This is a genomic window from Mesorhizobium sp. (assembly GCF_004962925.1).
Lineage (GTDB): Bacteria > Pseudomonadota > Alphaproteobacteria > Rhizobiales > Rhizobiaceae > Mesorhizobium.
On the sequence record NZ_SUEO01000472.1, the window covers coordinates 1 to 301 of the forward strand.

At 62.8% G+C, this 301-nt stretch carries 1 pseudogene; it reads right to left on the reverse strand.

What is annotated here, in order from left to right:
• A pseudogene (locus E5W87_RS35750) lies at positions 1–169 on the reverse strand (hydroxyacid dehydrogenase); the annotation flags it as partial.
• Between the last annotated feature and the right edge of the window lie 132 nt (positions 170–301).

Genomic DNA, 301 nt, shown 5'->3' on the forward strand with positions numbered 1-301 from the left:
AGCGCGCCGCGGCGAGCACGTCGGATGGCAGGGCCGCGACGCTTTCGGGCGACGTTTCGACGATACGGTATTTGGCGCGGAATCTCGCCAGTGCCTCGGGCGTGAAAATCAGGTCGAGCGTGCGTGGCTCGGGCGCGCTGATCACCAGCGGCAACACGCTGTCGGACATGGCAGTTCCTCCCGGCGCGACCGCTTCGCACCTCTCAAGAATCATCTTCTACCGCATCGACACCTAAGCAGGCTTGCGGGGCTTCGCCATGCTTCGCCTGCATAGGTTTTGTTTTGTCGCAGGTTTCTACCG